Source organism: Bacillota bacterium (genome assembly GCA_040754315.1).
Taxonomy (GTDB): Bacteria; Bacillota; Sulfobacillia; order DUSP01; family JBFMCS01; genus JBFMCS01.
Map to the genome: position 1 here is coordinate 39,837 of JBFMCS010000062.1, position 24,227 is coordinate 64,063.

Sequence of the window (24,227 nt, forward strand, 5' to 3'; positions counted from 1 at the left end):
CTCCGAAAAAGGAGTGAAAAGAAGATGAAGGGCGGAGATTTGTTTCCACTGTGGCTGATAGGCTTCATGGCCATAGGACTATTCGGCGCCATAATGATGACCATCTTCTTGTTTAGTGCAAGGGTGCCTACAGCATTTCTTGCCGTTGTTTACATGTTCGGGATACTTGCCGTGGGCACATGGCAGTACCTTGAACAAAGCAGGGAGGATACATAGACACTAGTTCCAGCACAGGGGAGAGGGTTCACTCTCCCCTCCCCCCTGTGAATGGAAGAAAGAGGTGCTGCCCTGTTGCTGATGGATAGGTGCGGTAGCAAGGATGAATTGCTTGAGTTGTTCTTGGAGGTATTAAGAGCTCCCAGCGTGAACCCTCCAGCATATACCAGGGAAGTCGCGGAGATAATCCATCAAGCATTCCGACGAGAAGGAATAACCTCGGAACTACTGGAGAAGGAACCGGGAAAGGCCAATGTGGTAGCTAGATTGGTTAATTCTAAGAGGGGATCAACCGTGGCCCTCAACGGGCATATCGACGTCGTCCCCCCTGGTGAGGGATGGACGTGTGACCCCTTCGAGCCGGCTGTGTTGGATAACTGGGTGGTGGCCCGGGGCGCTTCAGACATGAAATCAGGGGCCATTGCCATGGCATACTCCATGATACTGATGGCTCGCTCAGGAATGAACCTCTCTGGCAATATCCTGTACACTGCCGTTGCAGATGAGGAGACAGGTAGCTCGTGCGGTACTCGGTTCCTGATAGAATCAGGCGTGTTCGAGAACGTTGAGTGGGCAGTGGTAGGAGAGCCAACCGGGCTCAACGTCGAGCACGGCAATAGGGGAGTCATATGGATGGAACTGGTGATCGAAGGAGTCGCCTGTCACGCAGGTCGATCTCATGTTGGCCAGAACCCCATTACCATAGCTGCAGAGTTGATAGAGGTTCTGTCACGTGACAGATTTGATGTTAGGAATAGTGAATTCGAGGTACCCACTCCCAGCCTGACAGTAACCCGCATATCTGCAGGGATAGCAGACAATGTTGTACCACAGACTTGCACAATGACCCTGGATCGCCGGCTGCTTCCCGGGGAAAACGTGGCCAGGGCCACGGACACGATCCGGGAGGCGGTCCGCAATACGGTTGGGAATAGAGCCAAGGCTCACTGTTACGTCAAGACAGCATGGGAGCCATACTATCTGGATCCTTGCCATCCCCTACTAGCGGTTGCATGTGGCTCGTGTGAGAGGATTCTGGGTCAGAAACCGGAGGTCAGGTGTAAGGGAGGCGCAACTGACTGTTCTCATCTGTATCATATGGCTGGCATACCCTCAATACTTTTTGGGCCAGGTGAGCCTGAGGAGAGCCACGTGGTCGGTGAGAAGGTCTTGTTTGACAAGGTCGTGAAGTCTGTGGACATCTATGCTGATATCGTAAGGCAACTTCTTGGAGGGGAAGAGATTGAGTGAAGTCGTCCTAACCTTTGACTTGGACGGAGAGACGCTGTGGCTGGCCCGGGACCCGGAAAACGCCCACCGCCCTGTTACACTATCCCAGGGCGCCTTCGGGCCCAAGGTCGGAGTCCCTCTCATTCTTGACCTACTCAATTCTCACGAGATTAAGGCCACATTCTTCGTACCAGGATGGATTGCAGAAAAACACACAACGACCGTCAAGAGCGTCATGGAAAAGGGCCACGAGATAGCTTTCCACGGCTACATGCACGAATGGCCCCATACCCTGTCTCCCGAGCAGGAGCGCGCGGTGTTCTTCAGGGGACTAAAGGCGCTTCAGGATATCCTGGCTGTGTCTCCCTCTGGCTACAGGGCACCGGCGTGGGAGTTAAGTACAAGTACCATGGGATTCCTCATCGAGCAAGGCTTCCTTTACTCCAGCAACTTCATGGATTCAATCAAGCCATATTGTCATCACTTGCCTTCAGGTGGGAATCTCGTTGAGATCCCCGTGAGCTGGGTTTGTGATGACGCTCCCTTCTTCCTGTACGGCTTGAACCTTCCAGGCCGCCAGATCGCTTCCCCTGACTCTGTGCGCGATATCTGGCGCAAGGAGTTTGACAGCCTCCACAAGCGTGGCCTCCCGCTGGTTCTTACCATGCATCCCCAGCTCATAGGAAGGCCCAGCCGCCTCGACATGCTACATGAACTCCTGACGTACATCCAGGAGCAGGGAGGATGCTTCCGTACGGCTTGGGAAGTAGCCGTAGGTTGTTTGGAAGAAGAACTCCAATTCGCGAGGTGGAAGAATGTTTAGCCTCAACCAAGACATTCTTGACGCATTGGAAGAGATTTCAGCCGAGGAACTCATGGAACATACGAGGAGAGTATCCAGCGAAGTCAGGTTGTCAGGAAGCAGCGAAGAGATCAGGGCATTCCACTACGTACAGTCGGAATTGAAGTCAATGGGCCTCCAGCCGGTGCTTCGTTTCCACAAGGCGCTTATCAGCTTGCCGGGGTCCGCGGCCATCTGTTTTCCAGCGCTCCAGTTAACGATTCCCTGCATCACTCATTCTTTCTCCGGATCGTGCCAAGGCCTGGAAGGTGAGCTGTTCTACCTGGACACCGCAGGTGAGCCCCCGGCAGGCCCTGTGGTGAATCTGGAAGGGAAGATTGTGCTTCAGGAAGGCATAGCCATGCCGGTGAAAGTCCATCATGCCAAGACGCTCGGCGCTATCGGCCAGATATACATAAATGACGAGCACACTCACGAAATGATAGTCTCTACGGTTTGGGGTAGCCCTTCCCCTGATAGAATGGAGGATCTCCCCTCCTTTCCTGTCGTCTCTGTTACCTCACAAGTGGGAGCCAGGATCAGAGAAATCGTGAAGACTCATAACCCACTTACAGTGCGGCTATCAACCATGGTGGACACTGAATGGCGAGACATACCGCTAATGACTGCGGATATCCAATGCACTTCGGGAGGTTCCCAATACGCCTTGCTGTCTGGCCACATTGATTCGTGGCATTTTGGAGCCATGGACAATGCGGCCGCCAACGCAACTATGCTGGAAGTAGCCAGAATCCTATCTGGCCGGAAAGGTCTGATGAGACGGAACTTGCGCCTGGCCTTCTGGTCTGGCCACTCGCATGGTCGATATGCGGGCTCTACGTGGTATGCCGACAATAACTGGCTCGACCTCCACAAGAACTGTGTGGTCCATGTCAATGTTGATTCTACGGGAGGAGCCGGGGCCAGTATCACCGATGAAGCACCAGTCATGCCCCAAACCTATGATGTCGCCAGGGAAGTAATTGGTGCTATCACTGGTGCGGATCTTCGCTTCAAACTGATCGGACGAGCTGGGGACCAGTCATTCTGGGGACTCGGGATTCCTTCCCTGTTTATTAACGTTTCCGAACAGCCATTAGATGAAAGTGCAGCCAGCAAGGGCTTTTCCCTCTTGATGGGACCGCAAGGCGGTTATCGTGGAGGTGGACTGGGTTGGTGGTGGCACACGACAGAGGACCTAATAGACAAGATCGACAGCAACAATCTGGTTAGAGACACCTCCATATACCTAGGCGTAGTAATGCGTTTCTGCATGGATTTGGTAATCCCCCTTAGGTATTCATCCCTAATTCGATGGTTGCTTGCGCAGATTAGGAATTTGGATGGCCAACACTTTGAGCCATTCAATGCAGTGGAAATCCTAGCAGAGAAACTGCTAGGCCTTCTCATAGAGTTAGAACACCCGGAGAACAACAGTACCTACCTGAATCCCTGTCTAATGGAGTTGGGGAAGCTACTGGTCCCATGCACCGTGACAAGCGGGGACCCCTTTGAACATGATGACGCTCTGCCAAGAGGCCCAGTGCCAATGCTAGACGCAGTGAGGGCCATGCTGACTAATGAACCGGGTTCTGACGGATACCTGCTGTACCAAGTGGCCGCCGTGAGGAAGGTCAATCGCTTACTCTATTGCCTGGATAAGGCATCGGAACTGGTACAGTCAGCCCTGGGATCCTCAAAGGGCGCTTAGAGACTCCGGCAAGACATTGGATCTGGCCCTTCCGGGTGATGCGGGGGGGCCATCTTGAATCTTCCTACCCGGCACTTCAGTATCTTAGTGCCCAGGCAACTCGACCCGGACATTGGACTTGTACGCCGCCTGTTACTCCCAGGAGGTTGGCTATGAGGATAAATTGTGCGTACCTGCCAGGTCTGCATTGTATATATAGAATGATTATTATAAGATTAGGAATGTACAACTGTTTACCCTAGGAAGGGGCGAACCCCTGTGAAGAGAGTCAACATGGACCACGGTGCCGCAACCCCTCTACACCCTGCAGTGTGGGAGGCAATGAAGCCCTTCTTCCTCGAGCACTTCGGAAACCCCTCCAGCGGGCACAGCCTGGGAGCGGGACCCAGAAGGGCAATCTCCGAGGCCAGGGAGAACGTGGCCGCGCTCATCGGGGCGACCCCTGAGGAAGTCGTGTTCACATCCTGCGCCTCCGAGGCCAACAACATGGCCATCAAGGGGATCGCCGCCGCTAGGGGGCCCCAGGGAAACCACATCATCGCCTCATCCATAGAGCACTTCTCAGTGCTAAACCCCCTCAAGACCCTGGAGAAGGAGGGTTTCCGGGTAACCCTGCTCCCGGTGGACCGCTATGGCCTTGTGAACCCGGGCGACCTGGCCTCGGCCATCACGCCCGGGACCATCCTGGTGTCCGTAATGGCCGCCAACCCGGAGATCGGCACAGTGGAGCCCCTGGAGGACCTGGCGGCGGTGACCCGGGAGAGAGGGATCCTGTTTCATACAGATGCCTGTGCCGCCGCAGGCCGGGTGCCGCTGGACGCCGGGGTGGGGTTCGACCTCCTGACACTGGCGGGGGACCAGCTACGGGGCCCAAAGGGCAGCGGCGCCCTCTATGTGCGCCGCAGGACCCGCCTCCTTCCCCTCCTAGAGGGGGGAATCCAGGAGAGGGGCATCCGGGCGGGTACGGAGAACGTCCCTGCCATCGTGGGCCTGGGCAAGGCCGCTCGCCTGGCGGCCGAGACAATGGGGGAAAGGGCAAGGTGCCTTTCCGGTCTCAGGGACGAGCTCAGGGATGGCCTCTTTTCCCGGATCCCCCACCTTCACCTGAACGGGCACCCCGAGAGACGCCTCCCTGACAACCTCCACGTATCCGTGGAGTTCGTGGAGGGAGAGGCCCTCCTTCTCCACCTGGACATGGCAGGCATCAGGGTATCCAGCGGTTCCTCCTGTACCTCCCAGGCACTGAAGTCCTCTCACGTGCTGGGCGCCGTGGGCCTGGCCCCCGAACTCGCCCAGGGCTCTTTGCTCTTCACTTTGGGGCAGGATAACACCAGGGAGGACATCCCCTACGTCGTAGAGGAGCTGGCCCGGGTGGCCAACCTCCTGAGGCAGATGTCGCCCCTTTACCACAACTACCTTAAGGAACATGGAAAAAACTAGAACGCCAGGCAGTCAGAAGGAGGGGGTCAAGTGCCCGGGGATAAGGAGAAATATAGCCAGGTGCTGGACTGTGCCGGGCTGTACTGCCCCGTGCCGGTGATGAGATCACGGGAGGAGATGGACCGCATGTTTCCCGGGGAGATCCTAGAGATCATCGCTGATGACCCTGCGGCGGAGGAGGACATTCCCCGCTGGGCCAAGAGGGCAGGCCACACCGTGGTGAACATGTGGAAGGACGGGAGTGAGATACACTTCTTGATAAGAAAGGGCGAGAACAAGGAGGAGTGAGCGGTGAAGAAGATCCTCTACGTGCAGACTAGCGGGCCGGAAACCCCCGAGAGACTCTATTCCCCTCTCATCCTGGCCCAGACGGCACTGGCCATGGACATTGAGCCTACCATCTACTTCTTGGGCCTTGGCCTTAAGCTCCTGGTGAAGGGCGAGGCTGAGAGGATCAGGGTTGGGGCCTTTCCCACTGTTGCGGAGGTGCTCAAGGACACCGCCGCCAAGGGGGTGAGGATCGTGGCCTGCCAGCAGAGCATGCAGTTGTTCGGCGGCAGCGTGAAGCCTGAGGACATCATGGAGGAGGCCATCATCGCCGGGGCGGCCACCTTGAATGACCTGGCGCTGGAGGCCGACGCCATACTAACCTTCTAGAACAAGGATGCCCGGGGGGCCCGGGGAGGCGAGACCTCCCGGCCCTCTCCTTTAGAAGCCCCCGGCAGGGTGACTGCCCCTCGCTGTCGAATCCATCCTCTACTGGCCAAGACCGCCATCCCTAGAAAGGGGTTCTGCCTTGAGCCGCTGGCGACAGAGGTGCCTGTTCCTGGTAATCCTGTCCCTTGCGTACGCCCTCTTCTCATGGGCCGGTTTCGCCTCTCCCTCCCCCATCCTGTCCCTGGAGCCCGCGGAGCGTGATGCCCTCTCCAACCTGTTCCTCCTGCTTCTGAAGATGGAGCGGTCCAGGGCACGCATGGATGAACTGGATGTGGAGATAGGGGTTGTCCAGGAGGACATTCACAGGCTGGAAGAGTTGCTGGAGGAGACAGAGGCCAGGTACCGTGAGGCCCGCGCCAAGACGGGCACCGCCCTGCGCTGGCTGCACCGGATGGGCCCCACCTCCTACCTGGAGGTCCTCCTTGGAGCATCCTCACTCAGGGACTTCCTGGTCAGGGTGAACCTGGTGTCATCCGCGGCCAAGGGGGCCCTCAGGGTCCTGGCGGAGGTCCAGGAAGAGAAAAGGTCCTTTGCCTCCACCCGGGAGGACCTGGATGCGGCCCGGGATCGCCTTAGTGTCCTGGAGGAGGAAAGGAGCGCACTGGCCACGGCAGGCCAGGAATACGAGAGGGGTAAGGAGGGCCTTGCAGCCTCCCTGGGCCCCCGTGCGCCCTCAGTGTTCACTGAGATGGATCGCCTTCAGGGCGCCTGGAACAGCCAGGCCAAGCCCTACCTGCTGAGGCTCCCCGAACGACTCTCGGCTCTCATGGAGAAGGGGATCATGCCCGAGGGGGTCACCATCACGCCCTCCCTCTTCAGCGTGAGGGTGAAGATACCGGAGTCCGGGCTCAATGCGGTCCTGGCAGAGGAAGCGGGCCTCAAGGACGCGGCCTTCGAGTTCGAGCCCGGGGGAGCGCGGCTCAAGGTCCCCTCCCTGGACCTCACGCTCCACGGGAGCCTCTCCGTGACCCCCCAGGGGCTTTTAGCCTTCAGCGTATCCCAGGTGGAATTCTCAGGCCTTACTATCCGCAGCGACCCTGTGCTCGAGCCAGTGTCTAGCCTCTCCCTGGACCTGGGGCCTTCCCTCCAGGGCATGGTACCCCAGAGCATCAGCATGGACCAGGACTTCATAGAGATGACAGTCAGCCTGGGCGGCTCAAGATGAACGGAAGGGGGTTTTGGGGGTGATAGAGGCTAGAGGCCTCTCCAAGGTATATCCCAACGGCAGCGCGGCCCTGACGGGTCTTGACCTTACTGTGAACACAGGTGAGATGCTATTCATCAGGGGGCCCAGCGGGGCCGGGAAGACCACCCTCCTCCGGCTGCTGATGGGGGTTGAACAGCCCTCATCAGGCTCCCTTCGACTGGGCAGCCTTGACATGAAGGGCGCGGATGCCCGCACTCTAAGGAACCTCAGGAGGAAGATGGGTGTGGTATTCCAGGACTTCCGCCTGATCAAGGGCAGAACCGCCCGGGAGAACGTGGAGATGGGCCTCAGGGTGCTTGGTGTCACCGGCCGCCAGATGCGGCAGAGGGCTGGGGAGTACCTGGAGTTCCTCGGCATGGCCTCCAAGGCCGGCACCTACGTGGACCTCCTCTCCTGGGGGGAACAGCAGAGGGTAGTGATAGCCAGGGCACTGGCCCGAGAGCCGGAGATAGTCCTGGCGGACGAGCCCACCGGCAACCTGGACGACGCCTCCTCCGACCGGGTGCTGGCACTGCTCATGGCGGCGCGAGACCGCGGGGCTACCGTCCTGGTGGCCACCCATGCCTCCCGCATGCTGGAGAGGCCGGGTCACCGGGTGATTACCCTGGCGGAAGGAAGGGTTGTTCAAGATGCTGCAGGGCATTTTGAAGGGGGGATGGCCAGGTGAGGCACCTGGGCTACTTCACTGGGGAAACCCTCAGGGCCCTCAGGCTCCATGCGGTGGCCAACCTCGTATCGGTGGCCTGCGTGACCCTGGCCCTCCTGACCCTCAGCTTCTTCCTGGGGGCCTGGTGGAACCTGGAGCATCTCCTGGAGGTTGCCGGGGCAGAGTCCCAGATAGTGGTTTACCTCTACGAGGGCACCGCGGAGGAGGACGCCCTCGCCCTGGCGGGCATCCTGGCCGAAGGTCCCGGTGTCCATGGCACGCGGGTGGTCACCGGAGAGGAATCTCTCTCCCGGATCCAGGCCATGCTGGGGTCCGGCATTGACATGGCTGGGATTCTGGAGGGCTATAACCCGTTTCCTCCCTCCGTGGAGGTGAGCGTTCTTCCCGAGAGGGCGCGGGAGATTGCCGCCTTCGCCCGGAACCTCAGGGGGGTGGATGCGGTAAGGGATAACGAAGAGATACTGCAACCCCTGGCCAGGTTAACCCGGGCGGTCCGGTGGATCGGGACCGTCGCCTCCCTGGCAGTGGTTACGGCCGTCCTTGCCCTGGTGTCGCACATGGTGCGCCTGGGCATCGCTGCCCGCAGGCAGGATATGGAGACCCTCAGGCTCATGGGGGCCTCGGAGTGGTTCCTCGCAGCCCCCTTCCTCTTGGAAGGGGTAGCCATAGGGGCCCTAGGCGGGTTGTTGTCCCTGGCAGCTGTGGCCATACTGTGGCCCGGCGCCTATGGTCTCGTTGGGAGTTCCCTGCCCTTCCTGCCGCTCTTGGAATGGACAGGGATCTTCTGGAGGCTCGGCCCTCTCCTGTTATGCCTGGGACTGGTCTCAGGCCTTCTGGGGAGCGTGATCTCCCTGAAGTCCCCGTGACAGGGCGCCCGGCCTACCTGCATCTACAGCGCCGGGCGGCTTGGCCTGATGTCTCAGTCACTCATGTAAACAGCGTAGGAGTAGGGAATGGGATCTCCACCGTTTAATTCGATCCAGGCCCTTTCCTGGTGTGACCTGCTGGAGAGGCGCTTCGCGGTGTACTTTCCGACCTCTTCCTAGACCCTCTCCAGCGTTTCTATCTCGTCACGGTCAAGATCGCTCTCACCAGGGGGCTCGACGGTGATCACCTCTCCTTCACCGGTGTCCCCCGCTGGCTTCTGGCCAATGCGAACGCACCCCTCGCCAGACAGGATACCAAGAAGGCACTCATAGTGGTCCGGAGCAGGCCCATAGAGCCCAAGGGTGGGTCTGGGCCACATGCCGCCGCATCGCAGCCGTGAGAATGCCCCCTTCCCAATGGCCGCCTCAGTCGCATTCTTGAGACGGGTAGCACGGCTGAGAACCATACCCATGCGCCAGGGTGAGTCAGCAAAACTGCCGCATGCACCGGGATTTCTCCAGCGCGTGAGCCACTTGCGGAGCCTGCGTCTATTATCGATGTGATAAGGGGCGCACGGGAAAACACTCTGGCCCTGTGGTGGTGACTCTCTACACAACGGCACACTTCTTGCTTGTAATTGCCGCCAGAGGACCGGTCCGCACCGCGAGCCTTGCGGGAATACGTGAGGACCAGGGTGGTGGGAGACGGGAACATTCCTCCAGATACGGCTGGCCCACCGGCAGCGGGCTGGCTTTGCTGCGTCAATTCAAGGGTATACAGCGTTGCCCATGAAGAGGTGGAGACGCTCCCCAGGAACATCAAGAAGGGCTTGCGTTACTGCGATTTCAAGTACGCCCTGGATGACCATCTGGTGGAGGTTCTCAAGGTACTAAATCTCCTGGGGCTGGACAGGCCTGATCCGGTGAGCGTGAAGGGGGTCGAGGTGGTGCCCAGGGACGTGGTGACGGCCCTTCTTCCCAGGTTCATCGACCTGGGTGGGAAGATAAAGGGGTGGTCCTGCGTAGGCCCGGTCATCCGTGGTGCCAAGGCCGGGGTGGAAAAGGAGTACTACGTGTACACTATGAGCAGCCATGATGAGGCCTACCAGCGCCTCGGGGTAAACGCCACCGCATACCAGACGGGCATACCCCCCGTGGTGATCGCCGAGATGATCGCCGAGGGTGCATCCAGGGCCATGGTGTCTTCTGCCCAGAGCAGTTTGACGCCCAGCCTATAATCCAGCGGCTCCCTGAAATGGGACTGCCTGTTTACACCAGGGAAAGCAGTCTGGCAAAGAGAGGAGAGTAACGCATGCCAGGGGTAGCGGGGAAGCGGAGCCCGAGCCAAACGGGTGGGGTTGTGGGTTGGGCTTCTGGCAAAGGCACGGTGGGGGGGACCGGCAGAGAGCCCGGAGCATGCGCTCCGGGCAAGGCGGGAACCGGGGCACGCACCCCGCGTGCCCCAGCCTCGATACCCCTTCTTTTCCCCTACTTGGCCGGCCTTGCCACCTTGACCTTTGCCGGCCTGAGGACCTCGTCGTGGAAGGTGTAGCCCTTCTCCAGTTCCTCGCACACAGTCTCCTCGTCTACCCCGCTACTGTCGAGGACTACAACGCACTCGTGAACCGCGGGGTCGAACCCCTTTCCTTCGCACTCGAAGGCGCACACTCCCTCGGCTATGAGCAGCTCCTGCATCTGCCGGTGGATCATCTTGACCCCCTCCAAGAAGGACACCCCGCCGGTTTCCTCTTGGCCGATGGCTCTCTCCAGGTTGTCAACAACGCCCAGGATCTTCAGGAGGAGGTCCCTTTTGCCCCGAAGGATCATGCGCCCCAGGTCTCGTTCTGAGCGACGCCGGTAGTTCTCCATCTCCGCCCGGGCCTTTAGGAAGAGCTGCCAGTTCTCCTCAGCCTTGAGCCTTAGTTCCTCGAACTCGTTCCGGTCACCCTTGCCTTCCCCAGGCTCCTGGGCATCTTTGGTGTCGCACTTCATCTTGTCCTGGTTCTCGTCCAATTCATGTCACCTGCCTTGGGAACTACTTATCCTCGTCCTCCTCCTTGAACTCGGCATCGATCACGTTGTCGCCGGACTCCTGCTTGCGCTCTTCGCCGCCGGCAGGCCCTGTCTCAGGCCCTGCCTGGGGCTGGTCCGTGGCCTTGTAGAGTTCCTCCGCCAGCTGGTACGTTGCTGCCTTCAGTTCTTCGGTCTTGGTCTTAACGAGGTTTGCATCCTTGCCCTCCAGGGCCGACTTGAGGTCCTGCACGAGCCCCTCAACCTTGGTCTTGGTTTCCGGTGACACCTTGTCACCCTGTTCCTTCAGGGTCTTTTCCGTGCTGTAGACCAGGCTGTCAGCAGCGTTCCTGACCTCCGCCGCTTCCTTAAAGGCCTTGTCCTCCTCCGCGTGGATGCTTGCTTCCTTCACCATGGACTCCACCTGTTCCCTGTTGAGCTGGGTCGAGGCGGTGATGGTGATCTTCTGCTCCTTGCCCGTGGCTTTATCCTTGGCAGTGACCTTCAGGATGCCGTTGGCGTCGATGTCGAACTTCACCTCGATCTGGGGTATACCCCTGGGGGCAGGCGGGATCCCCACCAGGTGGAAGCGGCCCAGGGTCCTGTTCCTCCTGGCCTCGCCGAATTCACCCTGGAGCACGTGGATCTCCACCATTGTCTGGTTATCCGCAGCCGTTGTGAATACCTGGCTCTTCTCCGTGGGTATTGTGGTGTTCCTCTCGATGAGGTGAGTAGTGACGCCCCCAAGGGTTTCGATGCCGAGGGAGAGGGGGGTAACGTCCAGCAACACAACATCCTTGACGTCTCCTGCCAGAACGCCTGCCTGGATGGCTGCCCCCACGGCCACCACTTCGTCAGGGTTGACTCCCCGGTGTGGCTCCTTGCCAGTGAGCTTCCTTATCAGCTCCTGGATCACCGGCATCCGGGTAGCGCCGCCCACCAGGATCACCTCATCCAGGTCCTCGGGCTTCAACTTGGCGTCCGCCAGCGCCTTGCGGAAGGGCCCTACTGTCCTTTCCGTGAGGTGGGCCGTGATCTCCTCGAACTTGGCCCGGGTGATCTTCATCTCAAGGTGCTTGGGCCCGGACTGGTCCGCGGTGATGAAGGGTAGGCTAATAGTGGTCTCGAACACCGTAGACAGTTCCGTCTTGGCCTTCTCCGCCGCCTCCAGGAGCCGCTGGAGGGCCTGGCGGTCCTTGGTGAGGTCGATCCCCTGGTCCTTCTTGAACTCGCCGGCCACATACTCAAGGAGGGCATGATCGTAGTCGTCGCCGCCAAGGTGAGTGTCACCGTTGGTGGACTTCACCTGGAATACGCCGTCACCCACATCCAGTATTGAGACGTCGAAGGTGCCACCCCCCAGGTCCCACACGAGGATGGTCTCACTTGCCTTCTTGTCCAGGCCGTAGGCCAGGGATGCCGCCGTAGGCTCGTTGATGATACGCAGGACCTCCAGGCCGGCAATGCGGCCCGCGTCCTTCGTTGCCTGCCTCTGGGCGTCGTTGAAGTAGGCGGGTACCGTTATGACTGCCTTGGTGACTGGCCCTCCCAGGTACTTCTCGGCGTCCTCCTTCATCTTCCTGAGGATCATGGCAGAAATCTCTTCCGGGGTATAGTCCTTCCCCGTGCTGGGTATATTCACACGAACTCCCTGGTTGGGGCCGGGATCCACCTTGTAGGGGACGATCTTCATCTCCTCGGTGACCTCGTCGTGCCGCCGGCCCATGAAACGCTTGATGGAGGACACTGTATTCTCCGGGTTCAGGACACCCTGCCGCTTGGCCAAGAGGCCTACCAGCCGTTCCCCGGCCTTCGTGAAGGCCACCACTGAGGGGGTAAGCCGGGAACCCTCGGAGTTGATAATCACCGTGGGCTTGCCCGCTTCCATCACAGCTATCACGGAGTTCGTGGTACCAAGGTCTATTCCCACAACCTTACTCACTGCTCTTCACCTTCCCTTCTTCTTTTGCCATTACCGCTTCCATGTGGAGTATGGCCTTGACTCCAGCCACGTTAACCCCGTTCACCTTCATCAGGCGGCATATCCTCCCAAGGATCTTAAGGTCGTTCTGGGAGTAAAGCCTTGCCCTCTTCCGGGTCCTCAAGGGCTCCACAAGGCCCTTGCGCTCAAGGAGTCTAAGCATGTGAGGGCTCACCCCCAGCAATCTTGCGGCTACCCCTATAGTGTAAACGGGCTCATCTGGTCCCTGTATACCCTCCATTCCCGCTTCACTCCTCGTTCCGGTCCCTAAGAGAATTATAGAAAGCCTGCGTGGTTCTGTCAATAATGTTAATATGGCTGAATGAGATAATCTAGGGGAGGTTGCCAGGGCAATTGGAAAGCGGGTGGTTTCCCACCCGCTCCTGAGTTGCGTCTTTCGGGCTCTGAGAGGTGCCTAGTAAACACCCTGTCCCGAGTAGGCCATGTGACCCTGGGCATAGGGACTTGCCCTGAAGCCCACGCCTTGCCCGTAGCCGCCGGCTCCCACTCCATAGCGGGTGCCCGGAGGCCCGAAGGTCTCAGTCCTGGCCCAGTCGGGAAGCCCTGTGGCGTACCCTCCATATCCCATGCCATACCCGCCCTGGTAGATGCCCTGCTGCTGCATGGGACTTGGGTGCGCCGGCTGGTAACCGTAGCCGCCGGCTCCCACTCCATAGCGGGTGCCCGGAGGCCCGAAGGTCTCAGTCCTGGCCCAGTCGGGAAGCCCTGTGGCGTACCCTCCATATCCCATGCCATACCCGCCCTGGTAGATGCCCTGCTGCTGCAGGGGACTTGGCTGGAACCCGTAACCGCCAGCCCCTACGCCGTACCTCGTGCCCGGAGGCCCGAAGGTCTCAGTCCTGGTCCAGCTGGGGATCTGGCCCATGGTGTAGTAGGGGCTCTGGTAGATCCCCTGCTGGCCACCGTAGCCTCCCCCGATGCTCCCCGCAGACATGGCGTCCTGGTAAATGGCGCCCTGAGCCTGTGAGTAGGGGTCTTGGTAGATGCCTTGCTGTACATAGGGGTTCATTCGATATCCTCCCGTCTGTCCCGCGGCAGGCCCACCGGCTTGGTAAATGCTGTCTTGACCCACCTGGGAGTAGTAGCCACCCGGGTTGCCCTGGGCGGTGGGACTCTGGCGCCCCCCTCCGGGAGCACCGCTGATGGCTTGACTTGCCTCCGACGCAGTGTTGCTCAGCCTGTTGAGCATCTGAGGATCAACCCCAGTAACCCGGTACCAACCCTTGGAACTTAGATAGTCGAACACCTTCTTGGCATGCTCCTGGACATCCCCATGGATCTGCTTGAAGACGTTGCGGACCTGCGGGTTAGAGGCCTCCAGCGTTGCCTTGTTGTAAAGATCCGAGAAGTACTTTTCGGAGGTCAACAGGTCTTCAGCGATTTCGCGATCCCCTAACCCAGGGATGCCCGGCCCTATCATGGACATCAACATTCCCCCTTTCCGCTAACATCCTACCTGCCCGGTCAACATGTCGAAGTGCCTTCTATGGGAATCGTGAACCTCCTGGCACATCTGCCTCAACTGAGGGTCCCTCACCTGCGATACGCAGGATGACACCTTCTGCAGTAAGAGCTTCTCCCCTCGTATGCACTCGTCGAGGAACCATGCCTCAGTCTGGCTGAGGTTTGGCATCCAGGCTTACACCTCCTCGTGGCTTCTTCTGGACGTTGTACCGAGATATAGGATGCCACAGGGAATGCAGGGTATTCATGAGATGAGGAATCCAGGCGGGATTTTCGCGGGCGGGGCAACGCAAGGCCCGGGTGTTCCGGTATCGCCCGGGCCTCGGTTCTTAGTGTTCAAGAAGCGGGCTACCGGGGGGTCCCGCTTGGGGCTGGCGTGAAGACCCTCTGGCCCAGTTCCTTATCGAGGAGGTAGACAGAACTGCCGTCTTGGCCCACGAGCTTGATCTTTTCAAGGAGATGTTCCGCGGTAGATTCCTCCTCGACCTGCTCGTCCACGAACCACTGCAGGAAGCTGTAGGTGGCGTGATCCCGCTCGTCTAGGGCCATGTCCACCAGGTCGTTGATGAGCCCGGTAACCTTGCGCTCATGCTCTATAACCCCCTCGAACACCGCCAGGGGCGAGGTCCACGTGGCAGGAGGGCCAGCGATGGGCTTGAGGTTAACCCTGCCTCCGCGGGCCACAACGAAATCATAGAACCTCATGGCGTGCATGAGTTCCTCCTGGGCCTGCACCCTCATCCAGTGAGCAAAGCCTTCCAGGTTCGTGGAGTGCAGGTAGGCCGACATGGAGAGGTAGAGGTAGGCGGAGTAGAGCTCGGCGTTTACCTGGCCGTTGAGAGCATCCTGGAGTCTATCCTTCAGCACTTGCCATCCCTTCCTTCAAGTGGTCTGTGACCGGAGAAGAAGTGTCACGGTCATCTTTGGTATTCCCCGAACTGGCGTTTCCTCCTTCTCCGGTGGGGTCTTCCCGGGTACCCCCACCCTCACCCCAAGGGCGCGTCGTTAAACCGTTGCCGCCAAGTTCAACGGCACGGGCGAGGTCCTCGATCTCATCCAGGTGTAAAGAGGAAGCAGGTGGAGCGAAGCCTCCCCCGCGGTACAGCGGTTGCCTTCACCGTACTCATCGTGGGGAAACTGCACTAAGACTATGGGTTTTTAGCTCCTGAGATCCAGCACCCGCTTGCGGAAGCGTTCCCTTGCGTCCTCCTCCAGCACCCACCCGGGGTTGGGGCAGGGGTCACAGGGAACGTACTCGCTAGAGAATCCCAGGGAGCACCCCTTGCGGATCATCTCATCGACGAACCCCTCCCGGCCCAGCTCCTCGCTGTTCTGGGCGGTGGTAGTGGCGGCAAAACCGAAGGGGGCTCCGGCGTCTGCAAGGCGCCCCATGGCCAGGAAAGCCGCCTCGTGGGCACCGGGCCCGCGACGCCCGTCAGTGTTGTCCTCTTGGCCCTCAATGCTTACCAGGGAAATGGTGTTGCCGCTCCTCGGGAGCTGGCGGGCATCCCCCCCAATACAAGCGAACCGTTGGTGATGACTAAGAGGGGGCGCCGGTGGCTTCGTACGAGGCCCACCAGGCCAGGACGGGTGAAGGGCTCCCCGCCTTGTCACCAATACGGCCAGGACACTCAGGTCCTCCGCTTCAGATAACGGGGAATCCAGTTCCAGGGTGGACAGTTCATCCTGGGTGGAGCGCCCCCGGGAGTAACAGCCAAGGCAGTTGTAGCTACACCGCACGGTGGGACTTAGGACCACTACCGTGGGGATGTGCATCCCCGTCTTGGCCTGTTGCCTTGCGCGGCGTCTCCTGGTCACCCCAAGGCGGTACCCGGCGCGGAGCATGAAGACCACGTGGCTAGGTCCCGAGCGCCCCACATGATCAGCTTCGGATCTCATGAGCCTCCCGGCGCCAGGGGCCCGGCTCACCTTCACAGCACCGCTCTTTAGAATGGCCCCTTCTTTTTCCTTCCTTGACCCTTAGCCCTTCTGTTCATTCAGCGACTTGGCGGCGATTCCTTTTTCATTTCCAGCCTATACAGGAAGTCTCCAAGAATCGTGGGGGGGTGCCTGCTGTGGAACCCGGCGTCCCACCTCAGGAGATTGCTTTGTTACCGGATTGTTATGTAAAACTGGTCCCCATTTTGCCCCGGTTTGTCGATTTATCTGATATGCTGGACGAGGGCCACTAGAACCCCATAGCAGCCGGACCGGCAAGAATGAGGAGGGGAGCCCTTGACCTCACTCCGCCAGGTGGCGGACACCACCAGCCTCACCCTGTGCAAGGTGGCGCTGTGCATGGCCTTGCCCTTCCAGCGCTGGATAACCCCTGTGCATTCCACTCATAGCTTCATCAACAGCCAGGCCATTAATATCCTCCGGGCCGACGGGCACACCAGGTGGGCCGGTCTTGCCGAGAAGTACTTTGACCTGTGGAACACTGGGACCTACTGCGCAGACCATCACTACAGGAACACCACCCACCACTTTAACCTGAAGACCGGGCGGGGCCTCTGGCGCTGGCCCAGCGCAGTGGATGTGATCGGCGGCTTCTGGGATGAGGCGCTGTCCGCCTGGCGCTCCGGGCACCAAGGGCGGGCCTTCTTCTGGCTTGGGGCGGTGGTCCACCTGGTACAGGACCTCTGCGAGCCCCATCACGCCAGGGCCACCGTACTTCACGGCCACAGGAGGTTCGAGAGGTGGGCCGCGGCGAACAAGGATGTTTATGTTCTGCCCCAGGGCGGGATATATGACCTGGGGAACAGGCCTGAGGAGTGGGCCGTGGCCAACGCGGGGGTGGCGTGGGAGATGTTCCCCCTGGTGACCGACAGCTCAAACCTTGAGGACTACTCCTCGGCCACGGGCATCCTGCTCCCCCGGGCCCAGGCCACCACCGCGGGACTTGTGGGAAGGTTCCTGGCGGTGGCTGAAGGTACGTGAAGGGATGAGCCAGCAAGAGGGGGCAGGTGTTCAATGTCCTCAAGATACCCGCATGGGGTAGTGTAGTTCAGCTATGTTCCATAAGCACATTCATTTAGATGACTATCAATCTTGTTCAGGAAAGCCTTCCCTCCGGGTGGGGTCTGTAGCGCTTTCATATCCACATATCACGGGCCCATGAAGAAGCGCCTGCAATCCTACCTGTATGAATATTTTTACCGATTCAACCGAAGGTGGTGGCAACCAGAACTCTTTGACCGTCTACTCTCAGCCTGCATAACCGGCCAAATTGTCACCTATGCTGACCCAACTTGATAGTCATCTTCATTTAAGCAAGTCCCGGAGCTGTACCCTCACAGACAGTTTACCTATGGGGTTTTTCGCGCACTAGGGTTTGCCATGCTCCCACCTAGTCAGATCGCCGCTGAATGTACCGGACACCGTCCAGGTCTTTGAAGTCAACATCCTGGGTCCACAGGATGGCACCGTGGGTCCGTGCTGTCGCCAGGATGATACTGTCGGCCATAGGCAATCCCAGGTCGACTGATAGCGCGGCGGCACTCAAGGCCAGCCTGGTGTCCAATTCAACGACCTTCCCCTGGAGCATGACAGCAACAGCCTGCAACGCTTCACCTTCACTCCGCTGCTGCAGAACACGCTTGAAGACCTCGTAAAGGCTTATCGACGGTACGAACAACTGCTTTGTGTCTTCAATTGGCTCCTGGAAGAAACCAGCGTTTGACCCGCCGGCAAAGTACTCCAGCCAGCCAGACGAATCAACAACGTTCATAGCCGGTCCGGCTCCCGTTCTACGGTGGTATCAATACCATCAAGAAACCCTCGGGATTCCCGTACGGGTCTTACCGGGACCAGCTCAATTCGATTATTATATGCAATGACCTGGATTTTTTGCCCTGGCCTAATGCCCAGCATGTTGCGCACCCGCCGTGGTATCACCACCTGGTACTTGGTAGACACCGTTACCGTATCCATGACTCGCCCTCCTATCGATAGAGTCAGTGTATTACGGCTACATGATAACATCCCGCTGCCAGGCTGGTCAACCGGCGTTTGGTTCCATGTGTGCGTAGCCTCCAGTGGATTCCTCATGAAGAGGCGAGCCCCCTTTGTGCTCGCTTGGGAAGGAGAGGGAGCCGGGGTGACGAAGAGTTCACCGGAGGTGAAGATAATGGCGAAAGACCCCCGCATTGAGGCTCTTGCCGTGGAATCCAACTGCAACAGGGTCAAGGAGGGTGACCGCATGGTCTTCAATGGCCCCATCCTTGACCTCGAGGAAACCACCATAGCCTGCTGCACCGCCCTGACGGCCATGTACCCGCTGGTATGCGCCTTGAGGTTCGGAATGGACCCGTCCAACTGGGGCAACCAGGACAAGATCATGACCCAGTGCCCCGACCGGGAAAGCAGCGTCACCTTCGAGCTCCGGCGCATAGACGCCTAGATTAGGACCTTAGCCGCCCAAGACTATGCGTCCCCTCTTGATCACGAGTTCCACCAGGTTGTGACCGAGCCTGTACGGTATGTGAGGGAAACTGGGAGCGTCAAAGAGGGTGATGTCTGCCTGCTTGCCGGGTTCCAGGGTTCCCAGCCGGTCCTGGACCCCCAGGGCCTTGGCAGCCTGGCAGGTGCACCCCTGCAGCGCCTCCCAGGGGCTCATACCCGCTGTGAGGCAGGCCAGGCTCATGGTGAGCGGCAGCGATAGCAGCGTGCAGCTGCCCGGGTTGAAGTCTGTGGCCAGGGCCATGGGGACCCCGGCATCCCTGAACCTCCCGGCGTTGGGGGGTTCATGCTGGGTGAAGAAGGGGGTGCCCGGGAGCAGCACCGCCACGGTCCCTGACCGGGCCATGGCCCTTAGCCCCTCACGGCTGGCGGCGACCAGGTGATCCGCGGAGAGCGCCCCTACCATGGCCGCCAGCTCAGCCCCGCCGGAGGGCCTGAATTCGTCCGCGTGGAGCCTCGGCTTCATCCCGTGTTCCATCCCACACTCCAGCACCCGGCGGCTCTGCTCCGGGCTGAAGGCTCCAACCTCGCAGAAGACGTCCACGTACACTGCCAGGTTCTCCTGGGCCACCCTGGGTATCATCTCCTGGCACACCAGATCCACGTAGCCATCGGGGTCTCCCTGGAACTCCGGGGGGACGGCATGGGCCCCAAGGAAGGTGGGCAGCACCTCAACAGGGTGGGAGGAACCGAGCCTCCCGGTGACCCGGAGGCACTTCACCTCGTTCTCCGTGTCCAGCCCGTAACCGGACTTGGCCTCTAAAGTGGTGGTGCCACACTTGAGCATGGCGTCCAGGCGTTCCCTGCCAAGAGTGAAGAGTTCCTCTGGGGAGGCAGCCCTGGTCGCCCTTACAGTGTTGAGTATCCCGCCGCCAGCCTTGAGGACCTCCATGTAGTCAGCACCCCCGAGGCGCATCTCGAACTCCTCGGCCCGCCATCCCCCGAACACCGGGTGGCTGTGACAGTCGATGAGGCCGGGTGTGGCCACGGAATGGGGCCTTTCAATGCGAAGCGCCCCTCCCACCAGCCTGGTGGAGCCCTCTACCTCCTCCCGGGATCCCACCATTACCACGCGACCCTCAAGGCACGCAACGGCACCCTCCTCCAGGACCGGGCCCGCGGGGCCATGGGCCATGGTCACCAGCTGTCCTGCCGACAGGACAAGGTCGGCCTCAACCTTCACCGGGGATCACCTCCATGAGTTCCTCCAGGAGCCGCGCCTCCATGACCTGGGCGGCGCTAAGGTCCCCGGCCTGGAGGAAGTGCCTCAAGGACTCCAGGAGCACTTCCAGGGGCACCAGGCCTATGATCTCGCTGCCGGAAAGGGCTACGCCAGCGGCCTCCGCTTCCTCCCTCACAGCCTGGTAAGCCCTATGAAGGGACGTCACCGAGGGATCCGTGAGGTTCATCGACACCTGGACCTCACCGCGTTGTCTCAGGGCAACCGCTGTTGCCATGATGTGGGGAAGCCCTCCGGAGGAGGTCCTTATGTGCCGGGATATCCGCTTGGCCAGGTCCAGGTCGGCTGAGGCCAGGTTGATGTTGAAGGCAACCAAGGGCATCCTTGCCCCCACAGCCGTGGCGCCGGCGGAGGGGTGCATGCGGGTGGGGCCGTAATCAGGGCACCTCTCTGGCAGGTGGATCCCCTCCTTGAGCCCCTCATACTGCCCGCGTCTCACATGGCCCAGGCTCCTCCGCTCCGGAGTGGAGGCCGCCTCCCCGTAGAGGTACACAGGCACCTCCAGCTCCTGGGCTATGCGCTGGCCCACACTCTTGGCCAGGCCGACGCAGTCCTCCATGGTGACACCCCTGACGGGAACGAAGGGGACCACATCCGCGGCGCCCATCCGGGGATGGTCACCCCGGTGACCCTCCATGTCAATGAGGGATACGGCGGTCCTGACCCCCTGGAAGGCCGCTTCAGCCACGGCCTCGGCCTCGCCCACCACCGTCATGACCGAGCGGTTGTGGTCCTCATCCCACGAGTAGTCCAGTAGGGTTGCCCCGGGCACCCGGAGGGACCGGGCGATCTGTTCTATGATTCTCTTGTCCCTTCCCTCGCTGAAGTTGGGGACACACTCCACGAGTCGCATGGCTTTTCCCCTCACCTCGGTATTTTGATGCCTCTTTGCCGGGCTACCTCCCAGGCCCTCTCGTATCCAGCGTCTGCATGGCGAGCCACGCCGGTGCCAGGGTCCACGGTGAGCACCCGCTGGAGTCTCTCACTGGCCTCGGGGGTGCCGTCCGCCACCACCACCATGCCCGCGTGGATGGAGTAGCCGATGCCCACCCCCCCACCGTGGTGGACCGACACCCAGGTAGCCCCCGCGGCAGTATTCACCAGGGCGTTCAGGATGGGCCAGTCGGCTATGGCGTCGCTCCCGTCAAGCATGGCTTCGGTCTCCCGGTTGGGGGAGGCCACCGACCCGCTGTCCAGGTGGTCCCTGCCTATTACCACCGGCGCCTTGAGGTCTCCCCTCCTGACCATTTCGTTAAAGAGGAGCCCTGCCTTTGCCCTCTCCCCATATCCCAGCCAGCATATCCTGGCGGGTAGCCCCTGGAAGGGGATCCTCTGGGCAGCCTCCCTAAGCCAGCGTCCCAGGGAAGGATCCCGGGGAAAGAGCTCCAGGAGCGCCCTGTCGGTCTTGAGGATGTCCTCGGGGTCGCCGGAGAGGGCAGCCCACCGGAAAGGGCCCTTTCCTTCGCAGAAGAGTGGCCTGATGTAGGCGGGTACGAACCCCGGGTAGTCGAAGGCCTCCTTCAACCCAGCGTTCAGGGCCTCCTGCCTTAGGTTGTTGCCGTAGTCAAAGGCGATGGCGCCTTTTTCCTTCATGGCGAGGATCGCCCTGACATGACGGGCGATGGACTCTCCGGAGCGCTTGAGGTATTCCCGGGGGTTATCCCTCCTCAAGACACCCGCGTCCTCCAGGCTCATCCCTCCGGGAACATAGCCGTTAAGCGGGTCATGCGCCGAGGTCTGGTCGGTGACCACATCTGGGATCACACCCCTTTTTACCAGCTCGGGGTGGGTTTCGGCGGCGTTGCCAAGGAGCGCCACGGAGAGGGGCTCCTTCCTATCCCGGGCCTTTTCCACACAGGCTAGGGCCTCATCCATATCCCTGGTCCACCTGTCACAGTAGCCCATCCGTACCCGCCGCTGTATCCTGGCGGGGTCTACCTCCACAACCAGGGCCACCCCCTCATTCAGTGTCACGGCCAGGGGCTGCGCCCCGCCCATGCCACCCAGCCCGGCTGTGAGAACGAGCCTGCCTCTCAGGGAGCCGCCCAGGTGCTGGCGGGAGACCTCCGCCAGGGTCTCGTAGGTGCCCTGGATGATACCCTGGGTGCCTATGTATATCCAGCTGCCGGCGGTCATCTGCCCGTACATGGTGAGACCCTTTCTCTCCAGTTCCCTGAAGCTTTCCCAGGTGGCCCAGGCCGGTACCAGCATGGCATTGGAGATTAGCACCCGCGGGGCCATGGAGTGGGTGCGAAAAACCCCCACAGGCTTTCCGGACTGGACAAGAAGGGTCTCGTCCCCCTCAAGATCCTTTAGTGCCCGGATGATGGCGTCGTAGGCCTCCCAGCTCCTGGCAGCCCTCCCGGTGCCCCCGTAGACGATGAGTTCCTCGGGCCTCTCCGCCACGTCGGGGTCCAGGTTGTTCATGAGCATCCTCATCGCAGCCTCCTGGGGCCACCCCTTGCAGCTGAGGGTGGTGCCCGTAGGGGCCTTTATCCCCCGCTTCACTCTTCATCCCCCCCACATTCCAGATCCACCGCGGCCTCCACCGCGGCAAAGAGTGAACCACTGGCCATCATCACCCTCACCGTCTCAATGTCCCTGTGGAGTTCCCGGTCCCTCTCCATGAAGGGTACCCCTTCCCTCAACACCCTCCTGGACTCCCGGGTGCCGGCGCCCGGCGCCAGGGGTCGGCGCATGTCCATGGCCTGGCAGGCTGCCAGGCCCTCGATGGCAAGAACAGCCTCCAGGTTACCCGCGATCTCCCAGGCCTTCCTCGCAGCTATTGTACCCATGCTCACGTGGTCCTCCTGGTTCGCCGATGTGGGGATGGAGTCGATGCTGGCCGGACCTGCCAGCACCTTGTTCTCCGAGACCAGTGCGGCCGCGGTGTACTGGGCTATCATGAAACCGGAGTTAAGCCCGCTCTCCGGAGCCAGGAAGGCCGGGAGACCGCTGAGGGCGGGATTGAGCATTTGCTCGACCCTTCTTTCTGAAATGCTGCCTAGCTCCGCCAGGGCGATCCCAAGGAAGTCCATGGCCAGGGCCACAGGCTGCCCGTGGAAGTTGCCCCCCGAGATCACTTCCTCCTCCCCCGGGAACACCAGGGGGTTATCGGTGACTGAGTTCATCTCCACCTCCACCACCCTCCTGGCGTAGGCCAGGGCATCCTTTGAGGCGCCGTGGACCTGGGGGATGCAGCGGAGGGAGTAGGGGTCCTGCACCCTAACCTCCCCGCTCCTGGTGGTGAGCTGGCTGCCCTCCAGCAGCCCGAGGAGGTTCCTGGCTGTGGCCATCTGGCCGGGGTGGGGACGAAGCCGGTGTAACCTTGGGTCGAAGGCGGACGGGATACCCCTGAGGGCCTCCAGGCTCATGGCCCCAGTGATATCCGCCAGCAACGAAAGGCGCCTGGCCCGGTCGCAAAGGAGGGCTCCCAGGGCAGTCATGACCTGGGTGCCGTTGATGAGGGCGAGTCCCTCCTTGGGTTCCAGGGCCAGGGGCTCTAGACCAGCACTGGCCAGGGCCTCCCCCCCGGGCATCCTGCGGCCCTCGTACCATGCCTCTCCCTTCCCCGTGAGCACCAGGGAGAGATGGGCCAGGGGGGCAAGGTCGCCGCTGGCCCCCAGGGAGCCCTTGGATGGCACGATGGGTACCACGTCCCGGTTGAGCATGCCGAGGAGGAGGTCCACCACCACGGCGCGCGCCCCGGAGTGGCCCTTGGCCAGGGTGTTCGCCCTGAGGAGCATTGCCCCGCGCACCACCTCGGGGGGAAGAGGGTCTCCCACCCCCACGGCGTGGCTGGCTAAAAGGTTCTCCTGGAGCCTCGCGAGGTCACTCCGGGAAACGCTGACCTGGGCCAGCCGGCCAAAGCCAGTTGTGACCCCGTATACCGGGCGCCCCTCCTCCACAGCCCTGATTACCACTTGGCGGCTGGCCTCCATCCGCTCCCGGGCCCTTTCATCAAGGCATACCCCGGCCCCGGCAGCCACCCGGGCCATATCCTCCACGGTGAGCCCCTCGCCGGTGACCCTTACGGCGTTCTCATCTCCCATCCTGCTTCCCCTCCCCTGCGATGGAAAAAGGACACCCCTCTAAGAGGTGCCCCCTGGCGTCTTGTGTCTGTGGGCAGTTACCCCTCCACTATTCTACACATGT

General features: G+C 60.7%; 27 protein-coding genes and 1 pseudogene. 14 read left to right on the top strand and 14 right to left on the bottom strand.

Going from position 1 to position 24,227, the window contains the following annotated elements:
* Nucleotides 1-24: 24 nt before the first annotated feature.
* The 10 genes from AB1576_13975 (at nt 25) to AB1576_14020 (ending at nt 8,895) form a co-directional block, all read left to right on the top strand.
* Entirely contained in the window at nt 25-216 is a 192-nt protein-coding gene (locus AB1576_13975) for a hypothetical protein (protein ID MEW6082833.1), read from the top strand.
* 81 nt (nt 217-297) lie between these two features.
* Nucleotides 298-1,467 (top strand): M20 family metallopeptidase, encoded by a 1,170-nt coding sequence (locus AB1576_13980; GenBank protein MEW6082834.1) that lies wholly within the window; start codon nt 298-300, stop codon nt 1,465-1,467.
* Nucleotides 1,460-2,269 carry a polysaccharide deacetylase gene (locus tag AB1576_13985; GenBank protein ID MEW6082835.1) on the top strand — a complete coding sequence of 270 codons (810 nt, stop codon included), beginning with the start codon at nt 1,460-1,462 and terminating at the stop codon, nt 2,267-2,269. The genes AB1576_13980 and AB1576_13985 overlap by 8 nt, the downstream gene beginning before the upstream one ends.
* Nucleotides 2,262-3,998, top strand: coding sequence for a M28 family peptidase (locus AB1576_13990; protein ID MEW6082836.1), 1,737 nt, complete (start codon nt 2,262-2,264; stop codon nt 3,996-3,998). The genes AB1576_13985 and AB1576_13990 overlap by 8 nt, the downstream gene beginning before the upstream one ends.
* A 258-nt stretch (nt 3,999-4,256) precedes the next feature.
* Nucleotides 4,257-5,438 carry an aminotransferase class V-fold PLP-dependent enzyme gene (locus AB1576_13995; protein MEW6082837.1) on the top strand — a complete coding sequence of 394 codons (1,182 nt, stop codon included), beginning with the start codon at nt 4,257-4,259 and terminating at the stop codon, nt 5,436-5,438.
* A gap of 30 nt (nt 5,439-5,468) precedes the next feature.
* A complete protein-coding gene (locus AB1576_14000; protein ID MEW6082838.1) occupies nt 5,469-5,726 on the top strand; it encodes a sulfurtransferase TusA family protein in 258 nt (85 codons plus the stop codon).
* A 3-nt stretch (nt 5,727-5,729) separates the two neighbouring features.
* Nucleotides 5,730-6,095, top strand: a complete 366-nt coding sequence (locus AB1576_14005; GenBank protein ID MEW6082839.1) for a DsrE family protein — start codon at nt 5,730-5,732, stop codon at nt 6,093-6,095.
* A 139-nt stretch (nt 6,096-6,234) separates the two neighbouring features.
* Nucleotides 6,235-7,320 (top strand): hypothetical protein, encoded by a 1,086-nt coding sequence (locus AB1576_14010; GenBank protein MEW6082840.1) that lies wholly within the window; start codon nt 6,235-6,237, stop codon nt 7,318-7,320.
* A 19-nt stretch (nt 7,321-7,339) separates the two neighbouring features.
* Entirely contained in the window at nt 7,340-8,029 is a 690-nt protein-coding gene (locus AB1576_14015) for an ABC transporter ATP-binding protein (GenBank protein ID MEW6082841.1), read from the top strand.
* Nucleotides 8,026-8,895, top strand: coding sequence for an ABC transporter permease (locus tag AB1576_14020; protein ID MEW6082842.1), 870 nt, complete (start codon nt 8,026-8,028; stop codon nt 8,893-8,895). Before AB1576_14015 ends, AB1576_14020 begins: the two co-directional genes overlap by 4 nt.
* Nucleotides 8,896-9,071: 176 nt before the next feature.
* Here the strand turns inward: AB1576_14020 and AB1576_14025 are convergent, their stop codons facing one another.
* The gene (locus AB1576_14025) at nt 9,072-9,275 is read right to left on the bottom strand and encodes a hypothetical protein (protein MEW6082843.1); all 204 of its coding nucleotides are present in this window, start codon (nt 9,273-9,275) and stop codon (nt 9,072-9,074) included.
* A 318-nt stretch (nt 9,276-9,593) separates the two neighbouring features.
* On the opposite strand from AB1576_14025, the gene AB1576_14030 reads away from it, so the two are divergent.
* Nucleotides 9,594-10,133, top strand: a complete 540-nt coding sequence (locus AB1576_14030) for a saccharopine dehydrogenase C-terminal domain-containing protein (GenBank protein MEW6082844.1) — start codon at nt 9,594-9,596, stop codon at nt 10,131-10,133.
* 250 nt (nt 10,134-10,383) lie between these two features.
* On the opposite strand, the gene AB1576_14035 is transcribed toward AB1576_14030, so the two are convergent.
* The 7 genes from AB1576_14035 to AB1576_14065 all read right to left on the bottom strand — a co-directional run bounded on the left by AB1576_14035 (nt 10,384) and on the right by AB1576_14065 (nt 16,270).
* Nucleotides 10,384-10,908 (bottom strand): nucleotide exchange factor GrpE, encoded by a 525-nt coding sequence (locus AB1576_14035; GenBank protein ID MEW6082845.1) that lies wholly within the window; start codon nt 10,906-10,908, stop codon nt 10,384-10,386.
* Between the two features lie 22 nt (nt 10,909-10,930).
* Nucleotides 10,931-12,847, bottom strand: coding sequence for a molecular chaperone DnaK (gene dnaK, locus AB1576_14040; protein ID MEW6082846.1), 1,917 nt, complete (start codon nt 12,845-12,847; stop codon nt 10,931-10,933).
* Nucleotides 12,840-13,127 carry a MerR family transcriptional regulator gene (locus tag AB1576_14045; protein MEW6082847.1) on the bottom strand — a complete coding sequence of 96 codons (288 nt, stop codon included), beginning with the start codon at nt 13,125-13,127 and terminating at the stop codon, nt 12,840-12,842. Before AB1576_14045 ends, dnaK begins: the two co-directional genes overlap by 8 nt.
* A gap of 174 nt (nt 13,128-13,301) precedes the next feature.
* On the bottom strand, nt 13,302-14,333 hold the full coding sequence (locus AB1576_14050; GenBank protein MEW6082848.1) for a spore coat protein: 1,032 nt from the start codon (nt 14,331-14,333) through the stop codon (nt 13,302-13,304).
* Between the two features lie 18 nt (nt 14,334-14,351).
* Nucleotides 14,352-14,540: a hypothetical protein gene (locus tag AB1576_14055; protein MEW6082849.1), complete on the bottom strand. Its 189-nt coding sequence runs from the start codon at nt 14,538-14,540 to the stop codon at nt 14,352-14,354.
* A gap of 179 nt (nt 14,541-14,719) precedes the next feature.
* The gene (locus AB1576_14060; GenBank protein MEW6082850.1) at nt 14,720-15,238 is read right to left on the bottom strand and encodes a ferritin; all 519 of its coding nucleotides are present in this window, start codon (nt 15,236-15,238) and stop codon (nt 14,720-14,722) included.
* A gap of 291 nt (nt 15,239-15,529) precedes the next feature.
* Nucleotides 15,530-16,270, bottom strand: a complete 741-nt coding sequence (locus AB1576_14065; GenBank protein MEW6082851.1) for a hypothetical protein — start codon at nt 16,268-16,270, stop codon at nt 15,530-15,532.
* Nucleotides 16,271-16,606: 336 nt separating this feature from the next.
* On the opposite strand from AB1576_14065, the gene AB1576_14070 reads away from it, so the two are divergent.
* Together AB1576_14070 and AB1576_14075 are read left to right on the top strand one after the other, a co-directional pair.
* Nucleotides 16,607-17,311, top strand: a complete 705-nt coding sequence (locus AB1576_14070; protein MEW6082852.1) for a zinc dependent phospholipase C family protein — start codon at nt 16,607-16,609, stop codon at nt 17,309-17,311.
* Nucleotides 17,312-17,467: 156 nt separating this feature from the next.
* Nucleotides 17,468-17,626, top strand: a pseudogene (locus AB1576_14075) (IS1595 family transposase).
* Nucleotides 17,627-17,720: 94 nt separating this feature from the next.
* Here the strand turns inward: AB1576_14075 and AB1576_14080 are convergent.
* Both AB1576_14080 and AB1576_14085 read right to left on the bottom strand, forming a co-directional pair.
* On the bottom strand, nt 17,721-18,101 hold the full coding sequence (locus tag AB1576_14080; GenBank protein MEW6082853.1) for a type II toxin-antitoxin system VapC family toxin: 381 nt from the start codon (nt 18,099-18,101) through the stop codon (nt 17,721-17,723).
* A complete protein-coding gene (locus tag AB1576_14085; protein ID MEW6082854.1) occupies nt 18,098-18,304 on the bottom strand; it encodes an AbrB/MazE/SpoVT family DNA-binding domain-containing protein in 207 nt (68 codons plus the stop codon). The genes AB1576_14080 and AB1576_14085 overlap by 4 nt, the downstream gene beginning before the upstream one ends.
* 166 nt (nt 18,305-18,470) lie before the next feature.
* On the opposite strand from AB1576_14085, the gene AB1576_14090 reads away from it, so the two are divergent.
* Nucleotides 18,471-18,773 carry a TIGR04076 family protein gene (locus AB1576_14090; protein MEW6082855.1) on the top strand — a complete coding sequence of 101 codons (303 nt, stop codon included), beginning with the start codon at nt 18,471-18,473 and terminating at the stop codon, nt 18,771-18,773.
* Between the two features lie 9 nt (nt 18,774-18,782).
* Here AB1576_14090 and hutI read toward each other — a convergent pair whose 3' ends face one another.
* From hutI to hutH, 4 genes are read right to left on the bottom strand one after another with little or no spacing between them, the layout of a single operon-like run.
* Nucleotides 18,783-20,015, bottom strand: a complete 1,233-nt coding sequence (hutI, locus tag AB1576_14095; protein ID MEW6082856.1) for an imidazolonepropionase — start codon at nt 20,013-20,015, stop codon at nt 18,783-18,785.
* Nucleotides 20,005-20,925, bottom strand: a complete 921-nt coding sequence (ftcD, locus tag AB1576_14100; GenBank protein ID MEW6082857.1) for a glutamate formimidoyltransferase — start codon at nt 20,923-20,925, stop codon at nt 20,005-20,007. The genes hutI and ftcD overlap by 11 nt, the downstream gene beginning before the upstream one ends.
* 11 nt (nt 20,926-20,936) lie before the next feature.
* A complete protein-coding gene (gene hutU, locus AB1576_14105; GenBank protein MEW6082858.1) occupies nt 20,937-22,580 on the bottom strand; it encodes a urocanate hydratase in 1,644 nt (547 codons plus the stop codon).
* Entirely contained in the window at nt 22,577-24,124 is a 1,548-nt protein-coding gene (gene hutH, locus AB1576_14110) for a histidine ammonia-lyase (GenBank protein MEW6082859.1), read from the bottom strand. Before hutH ends, hutU begins: the two co-directional genes overlap by 4 nt.
* Nucleotides 24,125-24,227 lie beyond the last annotated feature (103 nt).

Bases quoted from the DNA above. Each gene is read 5' to 3' on its own strand.
- AB1576_13975 (MEW6082833.1), top strand. From the start codon at position 25: ATGAAGGGCGGAGATTTGTTTCCACTGTGGCTGATAGGCTTCATGGCC.
- AB1576_13980 (MEW6082834.1), top strand. From the start codon at position 298: ATGGATAGGTGCGGTAGCAAGGATGAATTGCTTGAGTTGTTCTTGGAG.
- AB1576_13990 (MEW6082836.1), top strand. From the start codon at position 2,262: ATGTTTAGCCTCAACCAAGACATTCTTGACGCATTGGAAGAGATTTCA.
- AB1576_14025 (MEW6082843.1), bottom strand. From the start codon at position 9,275: ATGTGGCCCAGACCCACCCTTGGGCTCTATGGGCCTGCTCCGGACCAC.
- AB1576_14045 (MEW6082847.1), bottom strand. From the start codon at position 13,127: ATGGAGGGTATACAGGGACCAGATGAGCCCGTTTACACTATAGGGGTA.
- AB1576_14050 (MEW6082848.1), bottom strand. From the start codon at position 14,333: ATGTCCATGATAGGGCCGGGCATCCCTGGGTTAGGGGATCGCGAAATC.
- AB1576_14055 (MEW6082849.1), bottom strand. From the start codon at position 14,540: ATGCCAAACCTCAGCCAGACTGAGGCATGGTTCCTCGACGAGTGCATA.
- AB1576_14065 (MEW6082851.1), bottom strand. From the start codon at position 16,270: ATGAGATCCGAAGCTGATCATGTGGGGCGCTCGGGACCTAGCCACGTG.
- AB1576_14080 (MEW6082853.1), bottom strand. From the start codon at position 18,101: ATGAACGTTGTTGATTCGTCTGGCTGGCTGGAGTACTTTGCCGGCGGG.
- AB1576_14085 (MEW6082854.1), bottom strand. From the start codon at position 18,304: ATGGATACGGTAACGGTGTCTACCAAGTACCAGGTGGTGATACCACGG.
- ftcD (MEW6082857.1), bottom strand. From the start codon at position 20,925: ATGCGACTCGTGGAGTGTGTCCCCAACTTCAGCGAGGGAAGGGACAAG.
- hutH (MEW6082859.1), bottom strand. From the start codon at position 24,124: ATGGGAGATGAGAACGCCGTAAGGGTCACCGGCGAGGGGCTCACCGTG.